We start from the raw sequence: 18,363 nt of genomic DNA on the forward strand, positions 1-18,363 counted from the left end.
GATTCCGGGAAGAAAGGACCTCCCATGAAACGCCTGCATGTTCACATCGCTGTCGATGATCTTCCACGGTCTGTGGCGTTCTATTCCACGCTGTTCGCCGCACCGCCGAGCGTGATGAAGGACGACTATGCAAAATGGATGCTGGATGATCCGCGGGTGAACCTGGCGATCAGCGCGCGGGGCGCGGCAGTTGGTGTCGAGCATCTGGGTATCCAGGCGGAGACGGGCGAGGAACTGGCCGAGGTGTATGCGCGGCTGAAAGAAGCCGATGCGCCAGTGCGGGAAGAAGGCGCAACGGTCTGCTGCTACGCCCAGTCCGAAAAGAGCTGGGTGAACGATCCGGCCGGCGTTGCCTGGGAAGTGTTCTATACGGTCGGCGAAAGCGCCGTGTACGGAGGTGGCCCTGAAGTCGCGGACGGGCGGCTCGCCTCCACGCTGGCCGTTCCAGCACCTGCCCCGCAAGTGGTGCCCGCGGGTTGTTGCGGGTAAAGGGCGATGGGGGCGTTTGAAAAATATCTTTCGGTCTGGGTCGGTCTCTGCATCCTGGCGGGGATTGGCCTTGGCCTGCTTGTGCCGGGCGCGTTTCAGGCGTTGGCCGCGCTGGAATATGCGAACGTGAACTTTGCTGTGGCCGTGCTCATCTGGGCGATGGTCTGGCCAATGATGATCGGGGTGGACTTCTCCGCCATGCGCCGCGTGGGCGACCGGCCCAAGGGCCTGATTATCACGCTTGTGGTCAACTGGCTGATCAAGCCATTCAGCATGGCGCTGCTCGGAGTGTTGTTCTTCCGGCATGTGTTTGCCGGGCTGATCCCGCCAGAGGACGCGGAGGGCTATATCGCCGGCCTGATCCTTCTGGGGGCTGCGCCGTGCACGGCAATGGTGTTTGTCTGGTCGCAGCTGACGAAGGGCGACCCGAACTATACGCTGGTGCAAGTGAGCGTGAACGACGCGGTAATGGTGTTTGCCTTCGCGCCGATCGTGGCGCTACTGCTGGGCGTCACGGACATCTTCGTGCCCTGGGAAACGCTGCTGCTTTCCGTTCTGCTCTATGTGGTGATCCCGCTGATTGGCGGCGTGATGATGCGCAGCTGGCTGATTCGGCGCGGCGGAGCCGGGGCGGTTGACGCATTCACCCAAAGTATAAAGCCTCTGTCCGTGATCGGACTTCTGGCCACTGTGGTGCTGCTCTTCGGCTTCCAGAGCGAGACGATCCTTGCGTCCCCGCTGGTGATCGCGCTGATCGCGGTGCCTATCCTCATCCAGTCCTATGGCATCTTTGCCATCGCCTATGCGGCAGCTTGGGCGTGGAAAGTGCCCCACAAGGTGGCCGCGCCCTGCGCTCTGATCGGGACGTCAAACTTTTTTGAGCTCGCTGTTGCGGTTGCCATCAGCCTGTTTGGGCTCAATTCCGGCGCGGCGCTGGCAACCGTAGTGGGCGTGCTGGTGGAAGTGCCGGTGATGTTGACGCTGGTGGCGTTCGCCAACCGGACGCGCGCCGCCTTTCCGGCCGAGGACTAAAGGAGAGACCGGTGAAAATCCTCTTTCTGTGTGTTGCAAACTCTGCTCGCAGCCAGATGGCGGAAGGCCTGGCGAGGCGCCGATTTGGTATACGGGCCGACGTGGCCAGTGGCGGCTCGTCTCAGATGCGGCCGAACCCCTACTCAATCGAAGCCATGTCCGAACTCGGCATCGACATCACCGGACACGCTTCCAAATCCGTTGATGGCATGAACGCGGCGGACTTCGATTTCGTGATCACGCTGTGCGCCGAGGAGATCTGTCCCTGGCTGCCCGGCACCACTAAGCGGCTGCGCTGGCTGATTGATGACCCGGAAAGTGACGATCCCACCCTCACCCCGGAGGACATGCGCAAGCGCCTTGCGCAGGCCCGGGACGTGATGTCCACCAAGCTCGCAGAGTTTGAGGCAGAACATCTCAACTAGGAAATACGACATGCTGGAATATTCTGTTTCCGCCCACCGCGTGGACAGCCATGGCGGTGAGGCGCGGGCCAAGGACGCTGTGCTTATTCTCGACACGGATCTTGCTGGCCGGCCGGATGCGTTCAACCCGGCGGAGCTCTTTCTGGCGTCCATTGCCGCCTGCATGCTGAAAGGCATAGAGCGCGTAACGCCCCTGCTTGGCTTCCAGTTGAGAGGGGTATCGGTTTCCCTGCAGGGGGCCCGCCAGGACGCACCCCCAAAAATGCTGTCCGTCACTTATGACCTGGTGGTCGATACCGACGAACCCGACGCACGCCTCGACCTGCTGCACAAGAATGTGCGCAAGTACGGAACAATCTCCAATACCGTTGCCGCCGCGCTCGACCTCCAGGGCACAATCCGCCGCAAATCCGACAGTCACAATCTGGAGTCCAAATGATCGTCATTCATCACAACCCTGACTGCGGCACTTCCCGCAATGTACTCGCCATCATTGAGGCGAGCGGCGAAGTGCCGGTCGTGATAGAGTATCTGAAAGAAAGCTGGAGCCGGCCGCAGCTGCTGGGCCTGTTCGCCGCAGCCGGACTGACGCCGCGCGACGCCCTACGGGAAACAAAGTCTCCGGCAAAGCAAATGGGCCTGCTTGAACCGGGTGTCAGCGATGAAGAAATCCTGGCCGCGATGCTGGAGCATCCGGTTCTGGTAAACCGACCGATCGTCTGCAGCCCGAAAGGCGTGCGCCTCTGCCGGCCGAGCGAGCTTGTTCTGGACCTCCTGGAAAAGATGCCGCACGGCCCGCTCTACAAGGAAGATGGCGAGATGATCATCGACGAGAAAGGGCTGCGCATTGGCTGATACTGACACGTCCCTGCCCGCGCTCGAAGACACCAGCTTTCAGGAGATCGGCCGCGACGCACTCCTTGCGCCGCCCCTTTCGAGCCATGCCCCGCGCATTCTGCTGCTGCATGGTTCGCTGCGTGAGCGCTCTTTTTCCCGCCTGGCCAACGAGGAAGCCGCGCGCATCCTGCGACGGTTCGGCTGTGAAACGCGCCAGTTCGATCCTGAAGGCCTGCCGCTCGCGGACGGGGCACCGGATGATCATCCGAAAGTCCGGGAATTGCGGGAGCTGGTGATCTGGTCCGAAGGCATGGTGTGGTGTTCACCCGAGCGTCACGGGGCCATGACCGGGATCATGAAAACACAGATCGACTGGATACCTCTCGCCCTTGGCGGCGTGCGGCCCACTCAGGGCAAGACCCTCGCCGTAATGCAAGTCTGCGGCGGCTCGCAAAGCTTCAATGCCGTCAACCAGCTTCGCATCCTCGGGCGCTGGATGCGGCTGATCACGATCCCGAACCAGTCATCCGTGGCCAAAGCTTTTCTGGAGTTCGATGACGCCGGACGGATGAGGCCCTCCTCCTATTACGACCGCATTGTCGATGTGATGGAGGAGCTGGTTAAGTTCACCCTTCTGACCCGGGACCGGGCAGACTATCTTGTCGACAGGTATTCCGAACGCAAGGAAGGCGCCGCACAGGTCTCTCTGAGGGTCAACCAGAAGAGCATTTAAGCAACTTCTGACAGATCGCCGTAGACCCGATTAACGAAGCGGCCCTTGACCTGAAGCCCCGGGCAGTTCATCGGAGCGCCGAACTTTCCTGCCCTCCCACAGCGAAGGACGCGAGCGCCTCATGGACCTTTCCAAAATCTCCGCCGGCCAGAATCCGCCTGACGACATCAACGTGCTGATTGAGGTTCCGCTGGGCGGCGACGCGATTAAGTACGAGATCGACAAGGCCTCCGGTGCGATGTTCGTGGACCGCTTTCTCTACACCGAGATGCGCTATCCCTGTAATTACGGGTTTGTGCCCCACACGCTTAGCCTCGACGGCGACCCTGTTGACGTGATGGTGGTAGGTAACCGCCCGCTGGTGCCGGGCTCTGTGGTGCGTGCGCGCCCAGTCGGCGTGCTGATGATGACCGACGATAAGGGCCAGGACGAGAAGATCCTTGCGGTGCCCCACCCGAAACTGACGGGCTATTACGACAAGATATCGACCTATCACGACCTGCCGCAGACCTTGTGCGACAAGATTCAGCACTTCTTCGAACACTACAAGGATCTGGAAAAAGGCAAGTGGACCCGTATCGATGGCTGGCAGGGCGTCGAAAAGGCCCGCGAGCTGATCCGCGAAGCCGTGGCGCGCGAGCAGGCAAACCTGAAGGGCTGAACTGGCCCCGTTTTGCCGGATTTGGCCAGTTATGATCCGAGATGGCCCGGAAGGTGATCCCTTCCGGGCCTTATTCGTTCAGGGCGCGACAATCTCGAAGAGCTGGGAGCGCGGGTTCCGCCAGTGCAGCTCGCCATGCTTGATCGCAAACCAGGCGCCGTGGATCTCCAGCGTTCCAGACTCGACCTTTTCCCGCACGAAAGGGAAGCTCATGAGGTTGGCGATGGAGGTTTCGATACCCTCCAGCTCGAGGGCAAATTGCGGGTTGACCTGCTGAGTGGCAAGAACGCGCTCGCGGGCGTCGTCCAGCAGCTTCACCCAAGGGGCCACGAACTCGCCGATCAGCGGGCTGTCATTCTTGGTCAGCGAAGCGGTTATGCCGCCGCACCCGCCATGACCCATCACGACGATGATCTTCACCTTGAGGATGTTGACCGCAAATTCGAGAGCCGCTGAGACGCCATGCAGCCCGCCATTGGGCTGGTAGGGCGGCACGAGATTGGCGACGTTGCGGACCACGAACATCTGTCCGGGCGCAGCATTGAAAATGTCGGACGGCTCGGCTCGGCTGTCAGCGCAGCCTATCAGCATGATGTCCGGGTCCTGGCCCTCGCCCAACAGGCGGTAAAGCTCTGCCTGCTCGGAATAGACACCGGATCGGAAGCGCCGGTAGCCGGTGATCATATCATCAACGGTTTTCATCCCAGGCCTCCTGATTGCCGGAGGGGCGGATTGCGCAAATTCTGCTGCAGTGCAAGCAATTTTGAAACGAATTCTCCTTAACACGGAACGGTCAGTCTCGCCTAAAGGCCGAATCCGGTATAATCAAGGCGTGCTGCGCGATGGAGAGTCACCCATGACAACGCCCACCGAAACCCCCAGCACGCCTTCGCGCTCCCGCAAGGGCCCGACGCGCAGCGAGGTATCGAAAGCGGCGATCCTGGACGCGGCCCGCGACGAGATGGCCGAGAATGGCTGGCGCGGCTTCAGCGTCGATTCTGTCGCCAAGCGCGCAAGCGCCTCCAAGCAGACGATCTATCGCTGGTGGCCGTCGATCGGTGCGATGTGCGTGGATGCCGCCCTCGCCCTCATCCCCGACGCACCCGATGGCGGGCGTGACCCGCAGGAGCGCATCACAGCGTTGATCATTCCGCTGGAAGCGGCTGCCCGCACCGGCCACGGCCACGCGGTGCTGCGTGTCGCCTTGCTGGCGGCTGCCGATGACAAGGAAGCCGGCGAAGTATGGCGCGCCTGGGTGGGTCGCGACATTCGCCAGCCGCTGCGCATGCTGCTCGCCGAACTGGCTGGCAAGCGCGTGATCCGGCGTGACTTCGAGCTGGACGATGTTCTCGAACAGCTGCTCGGGCCGATCTTCCATCGGCTGACGATTTCGCGCGCGCCGGTCAAAGAAGGCTTCTGCGCCGAACAGGCAACGGCGTTCCTGCGGACTTATGCGGCGTTCTGAACGCGGCTCACCTCGAGCCGCGTAAATGCGCGGCCGGGCCCTAATCTGTCTTCTGACTGCGCTCCTTCTATTTCAGGGCTGCAGTGATCCGGAACGAGTTGACGAGGTTTCTCCTCCCCTAACCAATTCTTTCATGCTGCCTGGCTCAGGCGAGTGTATCGCTGACTCCGAAACGCTGCAGTTAAAGGCAGGCGACGCCGTTTTCTGCGGTCCGCTTGAGGCAGGCGCGGCAGAAAAGATCGTCGCCTCTTTCCGACAGTTCGAAGCGCAGAGACTTTATTTTTCATCGCCGGGCGGATTTTCAGAGGAAGCCATCCGCCTTGCCTCTGACCTCGACAACGCAGGCATTGCGCTACACCTGTTCGGTGAGTGCCTCTCTGCCTGCGCCCAGTTCCTGCTGTCTGGTGTAAATGACATTACCGTCGAGCCCGAAACACTGATCGGATTTCATCACACGGCGTCGGCTCACCTTGAGCTCCTCGACCGGTCGGGCCTGGCGGTTTCTCAGGAGGTTTCCGGAGTTCTGCTGCGGCAAAGCGGAATGGAAAACGCATTCTATCAAGCGCAAGGGATCGATCCGCAACTTCTCACTACGCCCTACCGGGAACTGGTGCCGGAGTGCATTGAAGATGTTTCAACAGCCCGGATCAGAGTGCGGGCCCGCTGGATCATGTGGACGCCGTCACGCGACTTTATAGACGCAATGCGCCCGGTACCGATTAAGGGTTGGTGGCCGAGTGACCGCTATGATCATCTTCGCACGGTTGCAGCGCGCTATCCGAGCGTGGAAATGCCCCAGTCTTTCAGGTTCCAGAATGATGCCGGGTTCGGAGCTGGCCGGAAGATGACGACCGTAGGCTGGTGCGACACCTGGTAAGCAAGCCGCGCCGATTACTTCGCGCGGCGCCAGATCATCAGGGGATCGAAGGCGCCGGTTTCGGCGGCTTTCTGCAGGGCCGCCATCTGTTCAGAAACAGGGTTGGCGGCGCTGGCGGCGCGCGGAGGCTGATAGAGCGCCTCATCCAGGCGGCAGATCTGCTCGAACAGGGCCTCGGCGCGCCCGACGAGTTCGAGGAAGCGCGGGGGCAGGCCCCTGCCCTCCTGCATGGCCGGGTCAAGCGCGGGTTCATCCCGTCGGATGCGGTACTTCCGGGCGCCGGCATCTTCGCGGCGCATATCGCCGTCGCGGACAGCCTTCTGCATCACGAGCCAGGACGCGGCCTGCATCAGGCGCGTGGTGAGCTCCATGCTCCAGGCCGCATAGGTGAGGCCGGCTTCGCGGGAGAGGTTTTTTGACTGATCGCGGCCGGGACCGTCGAGATAGGCAGCGGTTTCCTCAACCAGCGCCATGCCGCGGGTGAACACGGTGTCGAACAGCTTGCCGCCAGTAAAAGGCTCCAGCGACTGCGGGGAAGCCATATCGCGCTCTGCCATTACACCTCTCCACGTATTCTCGCGGCATTCCTTTGCAGGGGTTTAACCCGGAAGCTGTTTCGCGCGGCTTAACCGTTACCACCAAACAGGGCGTCTGCCGCGCGTTTCTGCGCTTTCTTTTTTTCGATCTCGGTTTCGCAGGCGGCAATCTCGGCTTTCAGCTGCGCGATGCGCGCTTCCAGCTCGTCCACCGACATCTGGTCCAGTCCCTGAGCCTTGCGGAAAAGGACAGGCTCTTCATCATTGAGCGCCATTGGTGTTTCTCCCGAGCATGTCTCCGTCTCATTGATTTCATCAAAGCAGAAAGCCGGGCTAGAAGCGACTCCGAGACCATCAATAGACGCGCAAGGAGTGCCCCCCGTGACCGCAACCATGACCGCCGCCCATGGCGAAACCGGCCAGCCGCTGACCCTGGTGGAGCGCCCCCGCCCTGCCCCGGGCCAAGGGGAGATCCTGATCGAAGTCGCCGCCGCCGGCCTTAACCGCGCCGACCTCGCCCAGCGTGCGGGCCGCTACCCGCCCCCGCCGGGCGCGCCCGACATTCTGGGGCTGGAAGTATCCGGCACAGTGGTGGGCGAGGGGCCCGGTGCGGCGCGCTTTCGAGCAGGTGACCGGGTATGCGCCCTTCTGGCAGGCGGAGGCTATGCCAGCCATGTGGCGGTGGATGAGGGCTCGGTGCTGCCGGTTCCAGACGGCATGGGCCTTGTGACGGCGGCCTGTTTTCCCGAAGCGCTGATGACGGCCTGGGCCAACGTGTTTGATCGCGCGGGCCTGAAGCCTGGGGAGGCCTTTCTCTGCCACGGCGCCACCAGCGGCATCGGGGTGATGGCAATCCAGATGGCGAGAGTGTACGGCGCCTCGAAGATTTTCGGCACGGCCGGGTCTGAAGAAAAATGCGCGCTGGCACGGGATCTGGGCGCAGACATTGCCATCAATTACCACGTGCAGGATTTCGAGAAGATCGTGAAGGAGGCCGGCGGCGCGGATGTGACCCTGGACATGGTGGGAAGCGACTACATCCAGAAGAATATCGGTGCGGCCAAGGCCGACGGGCGCATCATCAACATTGCCTATCAGAACGGCATGGTTGCTGAAGTGAATTTTGGCCTCGTGCTTATGAAGCGCCTCTCCCTGATGGCAACGACCCTGCGGGCGCGGCCGGTGCCGGAGAAATCGCGCATCCGGGCCGCCGTGGAGAAGGATTTCTGGCCGCATGTGGCCAGCGGAAAGATCCGCGCCGTGCTGGAAACCACCTATCCCCTGGCAGAGGCCGAAGCCGCCCTCGCGCATATGGAAAAGGGCGGCCATTCGGGGAAAATCCTGCTCACGCTCTGAACTGCTTCCCATGGGGGCTCAATTGGCCTATAGAGCGCTCCAAGGTTCACAGTTTGCCTGAAACCTCATCCGCCCGGCACTCGCGTGCCGGGCGGATGCATTTCAGGCCCCCAGTTTGGAAAGATACAGGAGACTTCCATGGCCGATGTCCTGATGCCCCGCGCCACCGCCGTCTGGCTCCTCGACAACACAACGCTGACCTTCGCGCAGATCGCGAAGTTCTGCGGCCTGCACCATCTCGAGGTGAAGGGCATCGCCGATGGCGACGTTGCCGAGAACATGCGCGGCGTCGACCCGATTGCCGGGGGCATGCTGTCGCGGGAAGAAATCGCCAAGGGCGAGGAAAACCCCGATTACGAGCTGCAGCTGGCGAAATCGAAAATCGCCCACATTCCGCAGCCCAAGCGCAAGGGCAGCCGCTACACGCCGGTCATCCGCCGTCAGGACAAGCCCGACGCTGTTGCCTGGTTCATCCGTAACCACCCGGAAGTTACCGACGCGCAGATCATAAAACTGATCGGCACCACGAAAACAACGATTAACAATGTTCGCGACAAGTCGCACTGGAATTCGCAGAACATCCGCCCGGTCGACCCGGTGACGCTTGGTCTCTGCAGCCAGATCGAGCTGGACGAGGTGATCTCCAAAGCCTCCGACCGCCGCCGCAAGATGGACGCCGAACGCGCCGCCCGCGGCGAAGGCCCGGGCCTTACCGAGACCAAGGACACGGCAGAAGAGTACAAGGTTGAGGAAGAGGACGTCCGCCGGAAGGACGTTTCCGCCGCCGACGTGTTCCGCGACTTCGATTAATCTTCTGCCTTCCGGCCAGATCGAAAAAGCCGGGCTTTTCATGGCCCGGCTTTTTTCATTCCTTCCGCCTGAGGAAGACATAGAACGCGCCGCTACCGCCATGCTTGGGGTGGGACTCGGCATAGCCGGAGATGAGCGCGCGGGCCTGAGGGTCTTCCAGCCAGATCAGGAAGTTGCGGCGCAGGACACCCTGCCCTTCCCGGCCCTTGCCGGTAATTACGAGAATACAGCGCGCGCCGTCTGCCTGCTGTGCCATCAGGAAGGCGGGCAACGCCCGCGCCGCGCTGACTTGCGTATGGCCGTGCAGATCGAAGGTGGCGGCGATATCGAGCTTGCCACGCCGGACGCGCTTTTCGCGGCCACGATCGGCCGGCGGAAAAGGCTGCTTTGGCGCCGGAGGAGGGGGCGTCTGTGCAAGCGGAGGGGATTTCTTCGCCGGCTTCTCATTTCGCAGTTCGGGCTCGCCCGCTTCCAGAGCGGCCTGAAAATCCAGGAGTGATGCCTCCTGCGGACCGATCCGTTTCACGGTTGCCGCGACGCGGGCCCAGGCGCGCGTTTCTTCCTCGCTGAGCCGGCGGCCTCTCACCGGCTCAGCCGGCGCCCGGCGCCTGGCGCGTCTCTGCAACGAGGCCTGCGCCCAGATCGCGGTAGAGCCGCTCGGCTACCTTGCGCGGCAGCAGCACCCAGAGACGGCCGGGCGCATTCATGGTGCCCGCGCGCTGGCCGGCATCAAAGCCCGTGCCGAAATAGATGTCTCCGCGCACCGGGCCCTTGATCGCCCCGCCCGTGTCCTGCGCTATTAGCAGGCCTGACCAGGACCCGCCAAGACCGGGCGCTGTCGTCTGCACGAACATCGGTACACCCAACGCGTGGAAGGCAGGGTCCACCGCCATCGAGCCCAAGGTGGTGAGCGGTACATTGTGCGCGCCTTTCGGACCAAGGCTTGCATCGCCTTCGGGCAGGGACTGGAAGAACACGAAGCGTGGATTGATGTTCATCGCCTGGCGCACTTCCTCCGCAGATGCACGGTCCATCCAAGCGCGGATGCCCTGCATCGAGCCTTCGGCGCGGGTGATGCGGCCAGTCTCGATCAGCCAGTTGGCGACGGATTTGAAGGGCTGGCCGTTGTGCGCGCCATAGGCAGCGCGCAAGGTCGTGCCATCGGGAAAGGTCAAGCGGCCTGATCCCTGAACCTGGAGGAAGAACACGTCCGAAGGATGGGCCCAGGCGATCGCCTGCCCGCCCCGGGCAGTTATTTCGGCGCGCGCCGGATAGGGCCGCGTCGTGCCATCCGGCAGGCGCTGGAGCGGCGCGTCGCCATTGGCGACAAAGTCGGACGGGATTGCCATCACGGGCTCGGTAAAGCCCGGCTCCGGGGCGCGGCGCGCCTCATACATTGGCTCGAAATAGCCGGTGAAGCGCGGCTTTCCGGCCGGATCGATTATCTCCACCGGGACGAACAGGGATTCAAACACGCGCCGTGCGGCGGCCTCATCGAGGGGCGCGGACAGGGACGCGCAGGCCGGGGACCAGTCTTCAGCCGTGCCCGCCCAGGCGGCACTGCGCGAGAGCGGAGCATCCCAGGCGCGGCGGCCAAAGCGGTCGCAAGTCCGGCGGAAAGCTTCCAGGGACGCGGCAAGCGGCGCGGACTGCCAACCGGGAAGGTCGCGGTAGCTTGCGGGGGTGGATGCAGGCGGCGGCGTTGTCAGCCCGGGGATTTCCCCATGCCCGGCTGGCGGCAGGGCAGCAGGCGGAGGGGACGACTGGCAGGCAGCCAGCAGCGCGGCGGAAAAAAGAAGCGTGGCAAAGCGGATCATGGCCCCGTTGTTATGCCGCGAAACCTCTCGAGCTGTCACCTGAGAGATGTGTCAGCCAGCGGCATCCACATCATCCAGCAGCCAGTTGGGGTCGCTGGAGGAAACGTCGCGCATGAAGGTCCAGATTTCGCGGGCGAGCCGGGTCGTCTCGCCATCGCCAAGCTCGGCCTCATAGCGAACCATGACCCGGGCCATGCTGCCGTCGAGTTCGGCGCGGTCGATTTCCGCCTTCTTGATGCGCAGCAACTCAAAAGGACGTGCGCCTGTGGTGTCGCGCTCGGCAATGGCTGCGTCCCAGGCTTCGTAGACGTCATCATCCAGCAGTGGGCGCAGCGCCGTGCGGTCGCCGCGCGCATAAGCGGCCACGATCATCTGATAAGCAGCCTTGGCACCGCGCATGAACTCTTCGGTGCGGAAAGTCTGATCGGCATTGTAGATGTCTTCCAGGCCACCCGCCGCCGGGCCGGTGAAGACCGGGCGCTCGTTGTCCACACGGCGTGGCATCGGGGTCGGCGCCTCAGACTGAGGCGCGCGCTTGTCCGGGGCCGGCGCGGGACGCTGCATCGGGCCATCATCCCCTCCCCGGCCAAGGGCAGAGTAAAGACGCCACAGGACGAACAGGGCAACAGCCGCAAGGATTAGGACTTCAATCAGCGGATTGGACATGTTGGCGGCGAAATCCTTCAGTCGGAGAAAAGTGTCTTGGGCAGACATAGTGCCAACACTGCCCGGTTGCCAGCCCATGCGTTGCACCTGGCAGGGCTGCATGCTAGGCGCGTGACCCTAACTTAGAGGTGGATAATGACAGATACGACCGCCCCCGGGAACCCCACGCCCGGTCAGCAGCCCGCCAATCCGCCGAGCCTTCGGGTGCTCGGCCAGTACGTGAAGGACCTTTCCTTCGAAAATCCGGGCCATCCGCCGGTTCAGACCCAGCCCAACATCGATCTGGGGATTGACGTGGGCGCTGCGCCGCATGCCGATGGCAACGGGATGTTCGAGGTATCCCTCAAGCTTTCGGCCAAGGCGTCTGCAGGCGAGACCGTCCTGTTCATCTCCGAACTCGACTATGCTGGCCTGTTCCAGCTGCAGAACGTTCCGGAAAACCAGGTCGAGGCGATGCTTCTGATCGAATGCCCGCGCCTTCTCTTCCCGTTTGCGCGGCGCATCATCGCCGAAATCACGCGTGAAGGCGGTTTCCCGCCGCTGCTCATCGATCCGGTAGATTTTGTCGCGCTCTATCAGTCCCAATACCGGCGCGCTGCAGAGCGGGCCCAGAACGGAAACGGCCCTGCGAGCTGATCGCGTCCTAGAGTGAAGATTTCCAGAGCGCGTCAGGCCCAAGCTTTTCGACAAACGCAGCGTGGGCGGCGCGCTCTGCTTCGGTCACCAGCGACGGCAGCGGCTCCGGCCGCTGCAGCGCCATGGGCCGCTCGTAGCCTTCCCCGCCAAAGTTTGGCTCGAAACTGAACGCGCGGGCCCGCCCGCCGAGCAGCTCGAGATAGACGCTCGCCAGCAACTGGCTGTCGAGCAGCGCGCCGTGGAAGGAGCGGCTTTCCAAAGAAATATCAAACCGCTTGCAGAGCGCGTCGAGGCTGGCGGGCGCCCCGGGATAACGCTTGCGCGCGATCTGTACGGTGTCGATCCAGCGGTCCTCCGGGATGATGTCGCGCCCGCAGCGCTTTAGTTCCATGTTGAGGAAGCCGCGATCAAAGCTGGCATTGTGGGCCACAAGGGTCGCGTCTCCGAGAAAGTCCAGGAACGCATCGACGATGACCGGATTATCAAACGAAGGCTTGTCGCGCAGATCGGCGTCGGTGATGCCGGTAATCCGGATCGTCGCTTCGGAAACGGGCATGCCGGGATTGATCAGGCGACGGAATGTCTTGCCGGTCGGAATGTGATTGATCATCTCCACGGCGCCTATCTCGATGATCCGGTCGCCTTCATTCGGGCTGAGGCCCGTCGTTTCGGTATCGAATGCGATTTCACGCACGCGCTCGCTCATACGGCCTCTCCTGAAGCGATTCGGTTCATCAACGAGATGATGGCGCGGACATGGTCGCGTGCAAAGTCGAAACCATGGGCTGTCGACAGGATAAAATCAGCGCGGGCGCGTTTTTCGGCGTCCGGCATCTGGCGGGCAAGGATCGATTCAAAGACGTCCTGCGTCATGCCCGGGCGGGCGAGCACACGGGCCTTCTGGATATCGGGCGGCGCGGAGACGACAAGCGTATAGGTGCAATGCCGGTTGCCGCCGGTTTCGAACAGCAGCGGGATGTCCAGCACGGCGAAGGGCGCGCCCTCCTCCTTTGCGCGGCGGCGGAAGTCGAGTTGGGCCTCCCCGGCGAGCGGGTGGACGATGCCTTCCAGGCGTTTCATGGCGTCTGGATCACCCAGCACCCGGGTGCGCAGTTTCTGTCGGTCGATAGCGCCCTGAAGGCTGACGCCGGGAAAGGCTTCTTCCAACGGGGCAACGGCAGCGCCACCTTCAGCGTAAAGGGCGTGCACCGCTGCGTCCGCGTCATAGACCGGCACGCCTGCATCGCGGAAGAGGCTCGCCGTGGCAGATTTGCCCATACCGATGGATCCAGTGAGCCCCAGGATGATCATGAGGTTGCCTCCACGAGCTTGCGGCATCGTGCATGGGCTTCGGCCATGTCCGGCAGGACGCCGAACCAATGCTCGAAGCTGATGGCGGCCTGGGCCACAAGCATGCCGAGCCCGTCCAGAACGCGCCAGCCCTTGCTGCGAGCTTCGGCCAGGGCGGCCGCTGCGCCCCGGCCATAGCTGATGTCATAGAATATGCCGCCCACCGTTTGGGGCAGCTCCAGGTTTCCGCCTGAATGGCCAAGGCTCAGCGTGTTGACGGCAACTGCCGCCGAGGAAAGATGCTGCATCGCCTCTTTCAATCCGAGCACCCGCGCGCCGGGCGCAAGGTCGCGCGCCAGCGCTTCGGCGCGGGCGACTGTCCGGTTGCAAATGGTCAACTGGGCGCCGCGTTGGGCAAGCACGGAGGCAACCGCGCGGGCCGAGCCCCCTGCCCCGAGAAGGAAGATGTCGCGCCCGGCAACATCGATGTCGCCATAGTCGAGGGTCATGGCAAAGCCCGGCGCGTCCGTGTTCTCGCCAATCCAGCCATTATCCCGGCGCACGAGGAAGTTCACCGCGCCGAGGCGTTTGGCTGTTTCGCTGGCAGAGGTGGCGAGCTGCAGCGCCTCTTCCTTGTGCGGAAGCGTGATGTTGAGACCGATCACCCCCTGACGACCAAGAGCGTCGAGACCGGAGGGCAGCTCGCCTGCCTTGACCTCAAAGGCCGAATAGACCGCGTCGATGTGGTTGGCACGCAGCCATCCATTTTGGATGAAGGGTGAAAGCGAATGGGCAATCGGATCGCCCACAACGCCGAGAAGATGCGTCATGTAGGTAGCACTTTCCGGATACGGAGGTAGTCAAGAAGCGGCAACAGCGGCAGGCCGAGAATGGAGAAATAGTCTCCCTCGATCCGCGTGAACAGCTGCGCGCCTGGACCCTCGAGCTGGTAGGCCCCCACAGTCGAGAGAAGCGCCTCGCCGCAAGCCGAGACATAACTGTCTATGAACTCTTCAGTCAGCGGGCGTATGGTCAGTTTCGGACGGGCGAGATGGCGCCAAACAGGCGCGCCATCCTCGCAGATGACAATCGCGGTTTCCAGCGTGTGGGATTTTCCCGATAGCTGGCGCAGATGGTTCTTTGCAGCCTCAAGGTCGGCGGGTTTGTCGAAGGCTTGGTCGCCGAGCGCGAGCATCTGGTCGCCGCCAATCACCAGGCCGGGGCGTTTGGCTGATATCCGCATGGCCTTAAGTTCAGCCAGCTGCATCGCCTGCTCACGCACAGGCAGCTGGTTGGCACGCATGGAGTTTCGGAAGGCTTCCTCGTCCACGTTGGGCGCGGCGCTTTCCGCCACGACACCTGCAGCGGCCAAAATGGCGCGACGGCTCTTGCTGGTGGAGGCAAGCGTAACGGCGAGGCTCAAGAATGCCCCCAGCGCTCATGCAGCAAGTTGAGAATGCCAGCCGCAGTTTCTTCCACAGAGCGGCGCGAGACATCGATCGTCTTCCAGCCATTGCGCTGGAACAGGCGGTTGGCCTGGGTGATCTCGTCGCGAACTGCTTCCTCATCGGCGTAGTCTGTGACCTCGTCCTGGTTCAGCGAGATGAGCCGCTGGCGGCGGATCTGCACGAGTCGTTCGGCAGAAATCTTGAGGCCGACAACGAGGGGTCCCTTCTCGCCAATCTTTTCCATGAATTCGGGAAGCGGCACACCGGGAACCAGCGGGATGTTTCCTGCCCTCACCTTGCGGTTGGCAAGATAGACGCAAGTCGGCGTTTTGGAGGTTCGGCTGACACCTAGAAGGATGACGTCCGCGCCAATCAGGCTTTCCACATTCTGGCCGTCATCATGGGCGAGGGTAAAGTTGATCGCTTCCATCCGCTCGAAATAGTCCTCGTCTAGGGCATGCTGACCGGCAACCCGGTTATTGGCCGCAACGCCCAGATGGCGGCTCAGCATGGCGATCGAGGGGTCAAGCACCGGCAGCATCGGAATACTCCGCTCACGGCAGAAGGCTTCAAGCCGGGAGCGGAGGGCTGCATCTGAAATCGTGAACCAGACAACGCCGGGAGCCGCCTCGATCTCGCGCATCACGCGCTCGAGTTGCCGTTCGGACCGGACAAGGTAGTAATTGTGCTCAAGGGGCTGCACATTCTCGAACTGGGCACAGGCAGCGCGCTGGATGGCGTTCAGCGTCTCGCCCGTACTGTCGGAAACGAGATGCACATTGAAATAGATACTGGGGCGTTGAGGCTGGGTCACGATAGCTGTCTTGCCGGTCTGAAACCGATTTCACAAGGGGTGTGACTCGCTTGTGGAATTCCAAATCACACACAGGGATTCACAGGCGACTCACAATTGCAGGATTCTCACCTCGGGAGAGTCACCCTGCGTTCTCCTCTGTGACTCCCACACGGTCATTTATACCCTGTTAACCATTGACTCATTTCGGGTTTGAAACGTCATAGGGTCGCGGGTCAATCTGTGACTTGCCTGTGGATTTGCCGGGATAACCCGTTAACAGACAGGTTATCCTCGAATCCCTCGGGGTTATAATCATAAGCGCCCTGACGGGCATTTGAGTTAGATCGGGAAGGGGGCTGCGTGGCAACGTCCGTTAAGAAACTGCTGGCTGTACTGTCAGGTGAGGCTGTGAAGCCGCCACCGGTGTGGATGATGCGCCAGGCTGGGCGGCATCTTCCAGAATATCTGGAGACAAGAGCGCGGGCGAAGGACTTCCTGGATTTCTGTTACACTCCCTCTCTAGCGAGCGAAGCCACCCTCCAGCCCATCCGCCGTTATGGAATGGACGGGGCCATCCTCTTTGCCGACATTCTGCTCATCCTGGACGCGATGGGTCTGAAAGTGGCTTTCGAGAAGGGTGAAGGTCCGCTGGTCGAGCAGATTGAAACCCCTCTCGATCTTGCTCGGGTTACCCCCCAGAAGGCGGCAGACCGCCTGTCACCTGTTTACGAGACAGTGTCGCGGGTGAAGGCTGCCCTGCCCCCTTCTACCGCGCTGATCGGTTTTGCCGGCTCGCCCTGGACCGTCAGTCTTTATGCGATCGAAGGCCGGGGAAAGACCGACAAGTCCGCCGCCTGGCGCTGGGCCCATGGCCGGCCGGATGATCTGGCCGCTGTCATGGATCTGGTGATCGAGGCAACAGCCGAATACCTCGCCCGTCAGGTAGATGCCGGCGCTGACGCGCTGATGCTCTTTGACAGCTGGGCAGAGGGCTTGCCCGACAACATCTTCCGCGAGGTCGTGATCGCCCCGACGAAAAAGCTCGTGGCCCGGCTGCGGGAGATGGCGATTACGGTTCCAATCATCGGCTTCCCGCGCGGCGCAGGTGTTATGCTGCCCGAATATGTCCGCGAGACAGGCGTTACCGCTGTTGGCCTTGATACGGCCGTCTCCCCGACCTTCATCAACGGCGAACTCCCGGCAGGCTTTCCAGTGCAGGGTCATCTTGATCCCCTGCTTCTTATCGAAGGGGGTGGGCGACTTGACGCACGCGTCCGCCAATTGCTGGACGCATACAACGGTCGCCCCCATATCTTCAATCTCGGTCATGGAGTTCGCCCCGAAACCCCCATCGCGCATGTCGAACGTGTGCTCGACCTGATCAGAAACGAATAGAAAGTGAGAGCCGAAATGGGCCGCCGGATCGCTGTTGTGCTGTTCAATCTTGGGGGTCCTGATACTGGAGATGACGTTCAGCCGTTTCTAAAAAATCTATTCCGCGATCCTGCCATCATCCGGGCACCGTTGCCGGTGCGTTGGTTGATTGCCCGGTTAATTTCTTCCCAGCGTGCCCCGATGGTGAAGCAAAACTATGCTCTGATGGATGCTGGCGGCGGGTCTCCCCTCCTCCCGGAAACTCGCAAACAGGCCGATGCGCTTCAGGCCGAACTGGGGCGGCTCCTCCCAGGTGATGAAGTGCGCTGCTTCATTGGAATGCGCTACTGGCACCCCTTCACAGAAGAGGCCGCTACCGAAGTGGAGAAATGGGGCGCGAACGAAGTGATCCTGCTGCCGCTCTACCCGCAATTCTCGACCACGACGACCGGGTCTTCCCTCACCGCCTGGAAGAAGGCTTTCAAGGGAAACTATCGCACGATCTGCTGTTATCCGTTTGAAGAGAGTTTCGTTTCTGCCCATGTCGACCGCATCATGGAAGCCTGGGAGCGGGCGGGCCGGCCTGACAAAGTCAACCTCCTCCTCTCCGCGCACGGGTTGCCGGAAAGTGTCGTCAAGGCGGGCGATCCCTATCAATGGCAGTGCGAGGCCATGGCGGAAATGATCGCCGGGCGCGTTCCTGCCGACTGGGAAGTAGGGGTCTGTTACCAGTCCCGTGTGGGCCCGCTGAAATGGATCGGCCCTCCTACCGAAGAAGAAATCGCCCGGATTTCCGAACAGGGCCGCAACATCCTGATCGCGCCGATTGCTTTTGTCTCCGAGCATATCGAGACGCTGGTGGAACTGGGCGAAGAATACCGGCTGGTCGCCGAAAAGCACGGCGCAGCGAGCTACACCCGCGTGGAAGCGCTTGGCGTTCATCCTGGTTTTATCGGGACGCTCGCTGGGGAAGTCCTTCAGGCGCTTGGCATGAAAGAAGCGATCCGGTCCTGCGCCGGCGGTCGTCTCTGCCCGTCAGGCTGGAGCGGCTGTCCGCATGCAGAATTGAAACAGAAAGCCGGCCTGCGTATTACGGAAACCGCCGGCTGATGGGA

The 18,363-nt window shown here is 62.1% G+C and carries 25 protein-coding genes; 14 read left to right on the forward strand and 11 right to left on the reverse strand.

Features of this window, described 5'->3' with window-relative positions:
- Window positions 1-24: 24 nt before the first annotated feature.
- The 7 genes from KG722_RS03155 to ppa all read left to right on the forward strand — a co-directional run bounded on the left by KG722_RS03155 (window position 25) and on the right by ppa (window position 4,177).
- Entirely contained in the window at window positions 25-489 is a 465-nt protein-coding gene (locus KG722_RS03155; RefSeq protein ID WP_213269379.1) for an ArsI/CadI family heavy metal resistance metalloenzyme, read from the forward strand.
- A 6-nt stretch (window positions 490-495) separates the two neighbouring features.
- Window positions 496-1,521: an ACR3 family arsenite efflux transporter gene (arsB, locus tag KG722_RS03160; protein ID WP_213269381.1), complete on the forward strand. Its 1,026-nt coding sequence runs from the start codon at window positions 496-498 to the stop codon at window positions 1,519-1,521.
- An 11-nt stretch (window positions 1,522-1,532) separates the two neighbouring features.
- Window positions 1,533-1,946 (forward strand): arsenate reductase ArsC, encoded by a 414-nt coding sequence (locus tag KG722_RS03165; protein ID WP_213269383.1) that lies wholly within the window; start codon window positions 1,533-1,535, stop codon window positions 1,944-1,946.
- A gap of 10 nt (window positions 1,947-1,956) precedes the next feature.
- Window positions 1,957-2,385, forward strand: coding sequence for an OsmC family protein (locus tag KG722_RS03170; protein ID WP_213269385.1), 429 nt, complete (start codon window positions 1,957-1,959; stop codon window positions 2,383-2,385).
- A complete protein-coding gene (gene arsC / locus KG722_RS03175; RefSeq protein WP_213269387.1) occupies window positions 2,382-2,801 on the forward strand; it encodes an arsenate reductase (glutaredoxin) in 420 nt (139 codons plus the stop codon). Before KG722_RS03170 ends, arsC begins: the two co-directional genes overlap by 4 nt.
- Window positions 2,794-3,516: an arsenical resistance protein ArsH gene (gene arsH, locus KG722_RS03180; RefSeq protein ID WP_213269389.1), complete on the forward strand. Its 723-nt coding sequence runs from the start codon at window positions 2,794-2,796 to the stop codon at window positions 3,514-3,516. Before arsC ends, arsH begins: the two co-directional genes overlap by 8 nt.
- A 121-nt stretch (window positions 3,517-3,637) precedes the next feature.
- On the forward strand, window positions 3,638-4,177 hold the full coding sequence (gene ppa / locus KG722_RS03185; RefSeq protein WP_213269390.1) for an inorganic diphosphatase: 540 nt from the start codon (window positions 3,638-3,640) through the stop codon (window positions 4,175-4,177).
- Window positions 4,178-4,255: 78 nt separating this feature from the next.
- Here ppa and KG722_RS03190 read toward each other — a convergent pair whose 3' ends face one another.
- On the reverse strand, window positions 4,256-4,879 hold the full coding sequence (locus KG722_RS03190; protein ID WP_213269391.1) for a carbonic anhydrase: 624 nt from the start codon (window positions 4,877-4,879) through the stop codon (window positions 4,256-4,258).
- Between the two features lie 154 nt (window positions 4,880-5,033).
- Here KG722_RS03190 and KG722_RS03195 point away from each other — a divergent pair, with 154 nt between their 5' ends.
- Together KG722_RS03195 and KG722_RS03200 are read left to right on the forward strand one after the other, a co-directional pair.
- Window positions 5,034-5,642, forward strand: coding sequence for a TetR/AcrR family transcriptional regulator (locus tag KG722_RS03195; protein ID WP_213269392.1), 609 nt, complete (start codon window positions 5,034-5,036; stop codon window positions 5,640-5,642).
- Between the two features lie 25 nt (window positions 5,643-5,667).
- On the forward strand, window positions 5,668-6,519 hold the full coding sequence (locus KG722_RS03200; protein ID WP_213269393.1) for a hypothetical protein: 852 nt from the start codon (window positions 5,668-5,670) through the stop codon (window positions 6,517-6,519).
- Between the two features lie 14 nt (window positions 6,520-6,533).
- On the opposite strand, the gene KG722_RS03205 is transcribed toward KG722_RS03200, so the two are convergent.
- Window positions 6,534-7,076, reverse strand: a complete 543-nt coding sequence (locus KG722_RS03205) for a DUF1465 family protein (RefSeq protein WP_213269394.1) — start codon at window positions 7,074-7,076, stop codon at window positions 6,534-6,536.
- Between the two features lie 68 nt (window positions 7,077-7,144).
- On the reverse strand, window positions 7,145-7,330 hold the full coding sequence (locus KG722_RS03210) for a DUF1192 domain-containing protein (RefSeq protein WP_213269396.1): 186 nt from the start codon (window positions 7,328-7,330) through the stop codon (window positions 7,145-7,147).
- Window positions 7,331-7,436: 106 nt separating this feature from the next.
- Here KG722_RS03210 and KG722_RS03215 point away from each other — a divergent pair, with 106 nt between their 5' ends.
- Together KG722_RS03215 and KG722_RS03220 are read left to right on the forward strand one after the other, a co-directional pair.
- A complete protein-coding gene (locus tag KG722_RS03215; protein ID WP_213269398.1) occupies window positions 7,437-8,411 on the forward strand; it encodes a zinc-binding dehydrogenase in 975 nt (324 codons plus the stop codon).
- Between the two features lie 138 nt (window positions 8,412-8,549).
- On the forward strand, window positions 8,550-9,221 hold the full coding sequence (locus KG722_RS03220; protein ID WP_213269400.1) for a cell cycle transcriptional regulator TrcR: 672 nt from the start codon (window positions 8,550-8,552) through the stop codon (window positions 9,219-9,221).
- A gap of 55 nt (window positions 9,222-9,276) precedes the next feature.
- Here the strand turns inward: KG722_RS03220 and KG722_RS03225 are convergent, their stop codons facing one another.
- Genes KG722_RS03225 through KG722_RS03235 form a run of 3 tightly spaced genes read right to left on the reverse strand, consistent with a single transcriptional unit; the run spans window position 9,277 to window position 11,704 of the window.
- The gene (locus KG722_RS03225) at window positions 9,277-9,807 is read right to left on the reverse strand and encodes a Smr/MutS family protein (protein ID WP_213269401.1); all 531 of its coding nucleotides are present in this window, start codon (window positions 9,805-9,807) and stop codon (window positions 9,277-9,279) included.
- A 4-nt stretch (window positions 9,808-9,811) separates the two neighbouring features.
- A complete protein-coding gene (locus tag KG722_RS03230; RefSeq protein WP_213269403.1) occupies window positions 9,812-11,038 on the reverse strand; it encodes an MltA domain-containing protein in 1,227 nt (408 codons plus the stop codon).
- Window positions 11,039-11,089: 51 nt separating this feature from the next.
- Complete coding sequence (locus KG722_RS03235; protein ID WP_213269405.1) at window positions 11,090-11,704, reverse strand: Tim44/TimA family putative adaptor protein; 615 nt, start codon at window positions 11,702-11,704, stop codon at window positions 11,090-11,092.
- Between the two features lie 135 nt (window positions 11,705-11,839).
- Here KG722_RS03235 and secB point away from each other — a divergent pair, with 135 nt between their 5' ends.
- Window positions 11,840-12,340 (forward strand): protein-export chaperone SecB, encoded by a 501-nt coding sequence (gene secB, locus KG722_RS03240; RefSeq protein WP_213269407.1) that lies wholly within the window; start codon window positions 11,840-11,842, stop codon window positions 12,338-12,340.
- Between the two features lie 7 nt (window positions 12,341-12,347).
- Here the strand turns inward: secB and dnaQ are convergent, their stop codons facing one another.
- Genes dnaQ through KG722_RS03265 form a run of 5 tightly spaced genes read right to left on the reverse strand, consistent with a single transcriptional unit; the run spans window position 12,348 to window position 15,892 of the window.
- A complete protein-coding gene (dnaQ, locus tag KG722_RS03245; protein ID WP_213269409.1) occupies window positions 12,348-13,046 on the reverse strand; it encodes a DNA polymerase III subunit epsilon in 699 nt (232 codons plus the stop codon).
- On the reverse strand, window positions 13,043-13,651 hold the full coding sequence (gene coaE / locus KG722_RS03250; RefSeq protein WP_213269411.1) for a dephospho-CoA kinase: 609 nt from the start codon (window positions 13,649-13,651) through the stop codon (window positions 13,043-13,045). Before coaE ends, dnaQ begins: the two co-directional genes overlap by 4 nt.
- Window positions 13,648-14,460, reverse strand: coding sequence for a shikimate dehydrogenase (aroE, locus tag KG722_RS03255; protein WP_213269413.1), 813 nt, complete (start codon window positions 14,458-14,460; stop codon window positions 13,648-13,650). The genes coaE and aroE overlap by 4 nt, the downstream gene beginning before the upstream one ends.
- Window positions 14,457-15,053 (reverse strand): Maf family protein, encoded by a 597-nt coding sequence (locus tag KG722_RS03260; protein WP_213269415.1) that lies wholly within the window; start codon window positions 15,051-15,053, stop codon window positions 14,457-14,459. The genes aroE and KG722_RS03260 overlap by 4 nt, the downstream gene beginning before the upstream one ends.
- Window positions 15,050-15,892, reverse strand: coding sequence for a pyruvate, phosphate dikinase/phosphoenolpyruvate synthase regulator (locus KG722_RS03265; protein ID WP_213269417.1), 843 nt, complete (start codon window positions 15,890-15,892; stop codon window positions 15,050-15,052). Before KG722_RS03265 ends, KG722_RS03260 begins: the two co-directional genes overlap by 4 nt.
- A 342-nt stretch (window positions 15,893-16,234) precedes the next feature.
- On the opposite strand from KG722_RS03265, the gene hemE reads away from it, so the two are divergent.
- Together hemE and hemH are read left to right on the forward strand one after the other, a co-directional pair.
- Window positions 16,235-17,269: a uroporphyrinogen decarboxylase gene (hemE, locus tag KG722_RS03270; RefSeq protein ID WP_213269419.1), complete on the forward strand. Its 1,035-nt coding sequence runs from the start codon at window positions 16,235-16,237 to the stop codon at window positions 17,267-17,269.
- A 15-nt stretch (window positions 17,270-17,284) separates the two neighbouring features.
- The gene (gene hemH, locus KG722_RS03275; protein WP_213269421.1) at window positions 17,285-18,358 is read left to right on the forward strand and encodes a ferrochelatase; all 1,074 of its coding nucleotides are present in this window, start codon (window positions 17,285-17,287) and stop codon (window positions 18,356-18,358) included.
- Window positions 18,359-18,363: the final 5 nt, after the last annotated feature.

The organism is Hyphomonas sp., from assembly GCF_018402285.1.
GTDB lineage: Bacteria > Pseudomonadota > Alphaproteobacteria > Caulobacterales > Hyphomonadaceae > Hyphomonas.